Source organism: Nonomuraea longispora, assembly GCF_004348345.1.
GTDB lineage: Bacteria > Actinomycetota > Actinomycetes > Streptosporangiales > Streptosporangiaceae > Nonomuraea > Nonomuraea longispora.
The window spans coordinates 1-7,477 of sequence record NZ_SMJZ01000301.1 but is presented as its reverse complement, the minus strand read 5'-3'; the positions used below and the strand labels follow the sequence as shown (position 1 = coordinate 7,477).

Below are 7,477 nucleotides of genomic sequence, written 5' to 3'. Positions count from 1 at the left end.
ACCGAGTCCAAGTGGGGGAAGACAACAGCCACCATGTCAGCGTCACACAGGGCCAACGGTGACACCCAGACGCGAAATCCGTAGCCAATGACACACCGTCAGTTACCACAGAAATCTTGGCAGAACCCTCAACGGCCCTGTCTCATATTCGGTGGTGACGGAGCGTGCCGCTGTCCGAGGAGGGCGTCGGTGTGCACCAGTTGCCGGCTGACGGCCAGTTCTCGCCGGTCCTGGTCCAGGTCACAGGTCCAGGTCCAGGTCCAGGTCCAGGTCCAGGTCCAGGTCCAGGTCCAGGTCCAGGTCCAGGTCGATCAGCGTAGCCCGGCTGCCTCTCCGCGGCGTAGCCCGCGCAGCGCGATCAACTGCCACAGGAGGTACAGCCGATCGTGTCGGGTGAAGGCGAGGAATGCGAAATTGCCCCGGTCGTTTCCCGGATGGGAAGCTGACGGCGTGACCGATCAGCGTTCGCGCCTCCCGATCTCGCGGCCAGACTTCTGGGCGGCCTGTTTTCTCGACGAATATGCTTACGACGTTCCTGGCGGGGACGTCGATGTGAGCGATGAGGAGTACGCGCCCGACCTGGTGGTCGAGTACGGGGGCGGCGGCGGATACGCCCTGCTGGTGTCCCGCACGTCCTACGGAGTCACGCTGAAGCTGTGCCACCCAGGCGCGGCGAAGCCGGTGGAGCTGGGCTGGGACGACCTCGCGCATTGGCATCCTCACGCGTTGCGCTGGTCAGAGGTCGACCTCGTGTGCCGTGCGACCGCCCTCGCCGATCCCGATGCCGGCTACCCCGGGCCGCACCTTGCGCTGCTCGGCCGTTTCGGCCCGGCGTGCACCGAGGCCGACGCCGCGGTCGCCATGCCGCTACTGCGCGAGGCATTCACCACGCTGCCCGGCCTTGACCGCTACCAGCGCCACACCTACGCCTCACGCGGCGACATCCGCGCCTTCGGCGTGCGCTGGACGAAGGATCCCACCGGGTGGTGGTACCCATGCCAGGGCGGGGACACCAGCGCAGAGTCGCACGACCCCTACCGCGACGATCCGGACGCCGAAGACTACCTCGACGGCGGACTGTACTCGACGCGCGAACCGGGCGCGCGCCCGCTGCGCGGCCCTGCGCGAACAGCCCTGGCTGGTCGCGGCGCCTGTCCAGGCAGCGGCCGATACGTTCGGCGGCCATCCCTCGGCCGCACACCGGGCGGGCCTGATCGAGGCCCTGCAGGCCGCAGGCTGCGTGGACCGGGCCGTGCTGGGCGCACTGGCGCCTGACGCGGGCGAGCTACGGGCACTGGTGATGGCCGAACTACTCCTGGGAGTGGAGCCCGGCAGTCTGGTTCGGGCCCGGTCGGGCCCCGAGGCGCCGCGCCCACTGCGCCATTACTACGCCAACGCCTACCTGCCCGTAGCCCAGGACGCCCCGCGCAAGGGCCTGGCGTCGCAACTCAAGCCGCGGCTCAACACGGCCCTGCGGGCGGCCGGGCTGGGAACCACCGACTCGGGCCCCGTCCGGCTGGGCCGGCATGACGGCAGTTCAGTCGACGACCTCCCCCTGAGGTTGATCGACGACTGGCGCGCAGGGTTGGAGCTGGTACGGGAGGTGCTGCGGACGGCGGGGGCGCCGGAGGGCAGCACTGTCGAGGTCCGCCGACGTGGCGAGACCGTCACCGCGAACCTGGAGCAGCCGCTGCCCCGCGACTGACCGGATTCGTCGGCCTGACCGGAGCAGCACTCTTCAGCGCCGCGCTCCCCCACAGGGAACCGACCGAACCGCATGCGCCTGGTTTGGGCCGTAACGCCAAGCAAGACCGCCAAGAAGATCTAGAAATACCAAGTCAGAAGATCCGTCGGATACTCCCGTTCAGGTTCGCCTGCTGTTGGGGTCGGGGTGATCAAGCCACTCGCTGTGCAGGTATTGTCCGCGGGGAGCTCAGGCATCGTCCGGCTACAGCCGACACCCGCAAGCCGGACCCACACGGTCCGCCTGGCCTATCGGCATGGCCGCGGATGCCGTCGTACCGCCCGGATTGGCTCGCCCGCGCGACCTGCGCGGTCAAAGACGGAGCCTGCCCACCGGAACGGGGACGAAGAGACACAGACACCTGATCGACTTCACGACGGTGTGCTGCGGGAGGTGTGATACGTCAAGGCCATGGGGGCGGTGGTTCCGATTCCGCTGGACATGGCCCTTCTACGACGATCATCGAGATGTATGCGTACTTTATGCGCGATGCAGGCAAGGTGTGCTGCGAAGGAGGCAACGACCAAGCGCAGGTTCTGTCTGATCTGCCGGAAGGGAGCTTCGACTCGGAGGCCCGCTGCTCGGCTCCGGGCGGCAGGATGGTGCGGCCCCGGCGGCGAGCCCGTAATTCCACAGCGCGAAGTGTCACCGGCCCGCGTCCATATTGCATCTAAATCGGCCCGGCCTAGCGTCTGCTGAGCGTCAGGACTTCCCACGCGAAAACAACGGGTCTCGGCTGCCTGAATGATCAACCAATCGAAACGGGGATGACACATGTTCTGCACATCGCAGGGGAGAAGCACCACGCGGCGCAGGGCCCTGCTGGCCGGCAAAGTGATCGAGGCGCAGGCGTTGACCCATCGTGAGGCAGAGGTCTTCGACCTGCTCGGGATAGGGGCGAGCAATCGGCAGATCGCGCAGGAGCTCAACATCACCGAACGGACCGTGCGGTTTCACATCACAGGGATCCTCACCAAGCTGGCCGTCACCAACCGCGCCGAAGCGGCGATCGTCTCCTTCGCCGGTGACCGCCCGCAGACCGCGTCCTACGACACCATCACCGCGGGCCGATAAACGTGCTCCCCCCTCAGCGGGTCGCGGAGGAACGCGTGCCCGGTGCCCGCCTGGTCGCCGTTTTCGATCGACGGCATGCGCACGGTCGCGCTCGCGAGTGATCCGCGAATTCTCGGCGGCTCGCTCGGCGGCAGGAGGTGCGAGGACGTCGCATGCGCCTGCGAGGCCGCCGTGCGCGAGAGAGCGTTCATCGTGGGTCTCCGGCACTCGGTCGGAATCAGGAATGGAACGGGGTGGCATGGCGGGGCGCCAAGCTCCTGCACGCCTTCGCCGAGGCCACGGTGCCTCGTGTCACGCTGGTGACGCGCAGGGCGTATGGAGCAGGCGCTCCGACAAGGCGTGGCGCCCACGGCTACATCCCGCTGTGACCTTCACCCGGACCCGGTGGCGAGTATCGCGGTGAGGCGGTCTTCACCGAGCCGGTGGCCGGTCTCGATCCGCAGGGCCCGTGCCCGCTGAACATGTACGGCGGCGAGTTCGTACTCGTGCCGGTCGAGCGCCAGCTCGGCCAGCACCAGGTACGCCTCACCCTCCAGCACCAGATGCCCGATCTTTTGCGCGATAGCGCGGGCCTGCTCGGCACAGGCCCGCGCCTCGTCGTTACGGCCTATGCGCGCGTATACCGAGGCCAGCCCCGTGAGTGCGTAAGCCCGCGCGTAGGGGTTGGCCTCCCTCGCCGCGCGCAGGGCCCGCTCGTACCACTTCGCCGCCTTCGAATGCCTGCCGTACGCGGCATGCGAGGCGCCCAGCACGACCATGGCCTCACACAGCGCGCGCGGACTGGTGGTCTCCTCCGCGATCAGCCAGGCCTCTTCCGCGTACCGAAGCGCCTGGTCAGGGCGGTCCGCATCGCAGTGGATCGACGAGATGGTGCCCAGCGTCAAGACCTCGGCACTGCGGTTGCCGCAGTGCCGGTGGATCCGCAGGGCCTCTCCAGCGTTCTCCAGTGCCTCGTCACACCTGCCGAGCAGGTGCAGAGCGCCGGCGAGGTTGTGGTGGGCCACTGCGGTGGCTGTGGGATTGTCGGGGGCGTGCAGGGTGAGCGCACGCCGTAAGCCGATCTCGGCCAGCCTCAGTCTGCCGAGTTGCAGGTGGATCGCGCCGAGGTTGGTCAGGATGACGGCCTCACTGTTGGCGTCTTCGAGCTTGCTCGCGAGGTCCGCTGCGGCTGTCAGGTGCTCCATCGCTGTCAACGGCTCACCGCGGTTGAGCAGCGTGGTGGCGAGATTGATGTGCGCGGTGGCGACGCCGGCGGGCCAATCCGCTTCGCTGCTCCACTGCGCGGCAGCCTCGTAACCGACGATGGCCTGCTCGTGCTGGAGGCGGGTACGGCTGGCGTCGGCGATGCACATGTGCGTCACGGCCTGACCGTACGGATCGGCCTCCAGGGTGGCGGCGCGCAGAGCGGCCTGCGACGCGATCAGAACCTCGTCAGGATGTGACCGAAGCGCGAAATATCCCCGAAGCGCGCCGCAGAGCAGCCAGGACATCTGGGGTGGTCCGTGTCCGGCCGAGTGGGTCACCGCCGCAAGCAGGCCGGCCCGTTCGTGCTCCAGCCAGCTCAGTGCCTCGACGGGAGTGGCGAACTCCTCCGTATCGTCCGCGGTTCCGAGCGGGACGGGGAGCCGCTGGACGGTCGGGAAGGCGATGGCGGCCGCACGGTCGGCCCGCTTCAGATACCAGGTGAGGAGGCGGGCGGTGGCGGCCTGGCGGCTCTCTTCGTCGTCCTCGCGTTCGGCTTGCTCTCTGGCGAACAGGCTGAGCAGGTCGTGCATGCTGTAGTAACCGGGCCGGGATTCGCCGATCATGCTGGTGGCGTACAGCCGGTCGAGCAGGCAGGCCGCGTCAGCGCGGGACGTCCCCGCCAGCGCCGCCGCGGCCTCTACGGGGATGTCCGGGCTGAAGGCCAGGCCGAACAGGCGAAACAGCCGCCGTTCCGGAGGATTCAGGCGCGTGTACGAGATGCTGAAGGTTGCCCGCATCACGGCGTCGCCGTCGACCTCCAGCATGGCCAGGCGGTCGGCTGCCAGGGCGGTGACGTAGTCGGCGATCCGGCGTTTCGGGCGGGCTGCCACATTGGCGGCGGCCACTCGCAGGGCCAGCGGCAGGCCGTCGCACAGCCGCACCATCTCCCCGACGGCCTCCGGCTCCCTGGAAGCGCGTTCGTCGCCGACCATCTTCATCAGCAACTCGCGTGCCTCGCCAGGGGTGAGTTGGCCCAGAAACAGGCGTCGCGCACCGTGACTGACGGCCAGCCAGGTCAGCATGTCACGACTGGTGATCAAAGTCAGGCAGCCCGGTGAGGTGAGCAGGAGCAGCCGTACCTGCTCGGCGGAGGCCGCGTTGTCGAGCAGCACCAGAACGCGTCGCCCGGACATCCGCGAACGGTACATGGCCGCCGCCGCCTCCTCGTCCGTGGGGACCTGCTCCGGGGGAACGCCGAGCGAGGAGAGCAGCCTCGTCAGCGCCTCCGTGGCGGTCATGGGAGTATCCGACTGTCCTCGCAGGTTGACGAAGATCTGCCCGTGAGGAAAACGATCGGCGACCTGGCGTGCGAAGCGGATGGCCAGAGCCGTCTTGCCCATGCCGGCCGTCCCCGTGATCACCGTGACGGACGGAGCCGAGCCGTCGATGTCGGGCAGAGCATCGGCCAGCGTCTCCAGGTCGCGCTCACGGCCGGAGAAATCCGACAGGTCCGCGGGCAGCTCGGCCGGCGCCGAAGGCTCGTCCTTCCCGGATTCGAGATCGTCGTCCCGCAGGATCGCCTGGTGCAGGCGGCGCAGGGAGGCCGACGGGTGAACGCCCAGGAGATCGGCGAGCACCTGGCGGACACGCTCGTACTCCATGAGACTCTCCGCTTTGCGACCCGCCTGGTACAGGCCCGTGACGTGCAGCTCCGCGAGCCGTTCACGGGTGGGGTGCTCAAGCACCAGCCTGGCCAGTTCGGGCAGGGCCGTGTCATACTGCCGCGAGTCGATCAGGGTCGCGAGCCGGCTCTCCTGGGCGGTCAGCCGCAGCGCCTCCAGGTCGGCGCAGAGCCGACTGCGCAGATCGGCGTCGGTCTCGTCTCCGAACACCGGCCCACGCCACAGCTCCAGAGCATCGCCCAGCAGGTCGGCGCGGGAGGCGGGATCGGCCTCTTGACGGGCTCTCCCGACGAGCGCGCGGAACCTGTGAGCGTCAATGAGATCGGCATCGGCTTCGAGCACGTAGCCCCGGCCCCGGGAGCTGAGCCGAACCCCGAACTCCGCTGCCCGTGCGTCGTTGAGCACAGCCCGGATCCTGGCCACGTGGCTCTGCACGCTGCGTCGTACGTACTCCGGGGGGTCGTCTCCCCATAACAGGTCGACCAGACGCGTGATCGTGACCACGCTGCCGCATTCGATGAGTAGGACGCCGAACAGCTCCCGGTCACGCCGCCGTCCGAGCCTGAGTGTCCGGCCGTCCGCCTCCACGAGAACGTCCCCGAGAACACGGAAGAACAGGCCCTCGCCAATGTCTGGCTTTCGCATGTGGCGCTAGGTCCCTTTCAGCAGGGGGATTGGCAACTTTGTGGCAAGTCTGGCGGTGGCTCGCCGGATTATCTTTTCCATATCGAACAGTGCGAGGAGGTGTGCACATCATGAAGAAGGTCAACGAGCTGATTCACCGTGGCGACAGCAAGGATGGTTCCTGCGCCTAAGGCGACGCCATAGCGAATGCGCACGAAACAATGCGCATTCGTTTCCACGGCAAAGGGCTGAGACCTTCACGGTCTCAGCCCTTTTCGGTGCCGTCTACTGGCTCTTCAGGTAGTGGCCGTCATCCGCAGCCGCCTCCGGTGTCGGTGTCGTAGGGCGTGACGTGAGCGGACGACTCCGCCACAGGCCGGTCGTCACCTCGGCGGAGGTCGCGCAGGAACGTACCGATCCGGTCCACGCCCCAGTAGCGCTGCCTGCGCCACCTCACGTACGGGACACCGAAGACGTCCTCCCGGAAGGCCGAAACCAGGCACTGGACCGCCTCCGCCCGAATGCCGGGGTCGTCGACCGCTCCCTCCACCTCCCGCTCGTCGAGCCCTGCCGCCGCCCCGGCGCGGGAGACCACCTCCGGGAGGCTGATGTTCTCCCCGCGCTCCCAGCGCGCCCGGGTGATCTCGTCATAGAACTCGCGCTCGCGGCCGTGCCGCCGGGCCAGCAGGAACCCCAGGTGGGCGGGCTCCCACCAGGGATCCACATCGATGGGCCAGGCGACCTCGACCCCCTCGCCGGCCGCCAGTCGCTTGACGTCCATCAGCAGATAGAGGTGCTTGGCCCGGCTCATCGGCGTGTAGACCGGCCGGACGCCCCGCTCATCCAGGCTCCGGCCGGTCACCTCGTCGGCCTCCCAGGAGGGGATCCAGTCGATCTCCTCGAAAGCCGTAGGCAGCTCCGCGAGCAGCCGCCGGCCCGCGAGCCAGCTATACGGGCTCCGGAAGGAGAAGTAGAGCCTGGCCCGCTTCCCGCCCCCCGTCATGGACGCACCCCGCCCAGCCGGACGACCGCCGCCGCCACTCCGCCGTCGGGCGTACGGCCCGTCAGCAGCGCGTGCTCGCCCGCTAGAGCGGGGTCCGCCCTGCGCATCGCCAGGAGCACGGCCAGGGCGACCGCGCCGTTGGCGGCGTGGCATTCGCCGAGGAGC

7 protein-coding genes are annotated in these 7,477 nt (G+C 68.5%); 4 read left to right on the top strand and 3 right to left on the bottom strand.

The annotated features are described in order from the left end of the window. Window positions 1–240: 240 nt before the first annotated feature. On the bottom strand, window positions 241–369 hold the full coding sequence (locus tag E1267_RS47535) for a hypothetical protein (protein WP_281283757.1): 129 nt from the start codon (window positions 367–369) through the stop codon (window positions 241–243). Between the two features lie 81 nt (window positions 370–450). Between E1267_RS47535 and E1267_RS41330 the strand changes: the two genes are divergently transcribed. From E1267_RS41330 to E1267_RS47530, 4 genes are all read left to right on the top strand, one after another. Further along, window positions 451–1,275, top strand: coding sequence for a hypothetical protein (locus E1267_RS41330; RefSeq protein WP_132341391.1), 825 nt, complete (start codon window positions 451–453; stop codon window positions 1,273–1,275). Then, window positions 1,253–1,705: a hypothetical protein gene (locus E1267_RS41325; protein WP_132341389.1), complete on the top strand. Its 453-nt coding sequence runs from the start codon at window positions 1,253–1,255 to the stop codon at window positions 1,703–1,705. The genes E1267_RS41330 and E1267_RS41325 overlap by 23 nt, the downstream gene beginning before the upstream one ends. Window positions 1,706–2,518: 813 nt before the next feature. After that, the gene (locus E1267_RS41320) at window positions 2,519–2,818 is read left to right on the top strand and encodes a helix-turn-helix domain-containing protein (RefSeq protein ID WP_132341387.1); all 300 of its coding nucleotides are present in this window, start codon (window positions 2,519–2,521) and stop codon (window positions 2,816–2,818) included. A gap of 152 nt (window positions 2,819–2,970) precedes the next feature. After that, entirely contained in the window at window positions 2,971–3,186 is a 216-nt protein-coding gene (locus E1267_RS47530; RefSeq protein ID WP_220449923.1) for a carboxyl transferase domain-containing protein, read from the top strand. 3 nt (window positions 3,187–3,189) lie between these two features. On the opposite strand, the gene E1267_RS41310 is transcribed toward E1267_RS47530, so the two are convergent. Continuing rightward, window positions 3,190–6,330 carry an AfsR/SARP family transcriptional regulator gene (locus tag E1267_RS41310; RefSeq protein ID WP_132341385.1) on the bottom strand — a complete coding sequence of 1,047 codons (3,141 nt, stop codon included), beginning with the start codon at window positions 6,328–6,330 and terminating at the stop codon, window positions 3,190–3,192. A 289-nt stretch (window positions 6,331–6,619) separates the two neighbouring features. Next, window positions 6,620–7,312: a 2-hydroxychromene-2-carboxylate isomerase gene (locus tag E1267_RS41305; RefSeq protein ID WP_132341383.1), complete on the bottom strand. Its 693-nt coding sequence runs from the start codon at window positions 7,310–7,312 to the stop codon at window positions 6,620–6,622. Window positions 7,313–7,477: the final 165 nt, after the last annotated feature.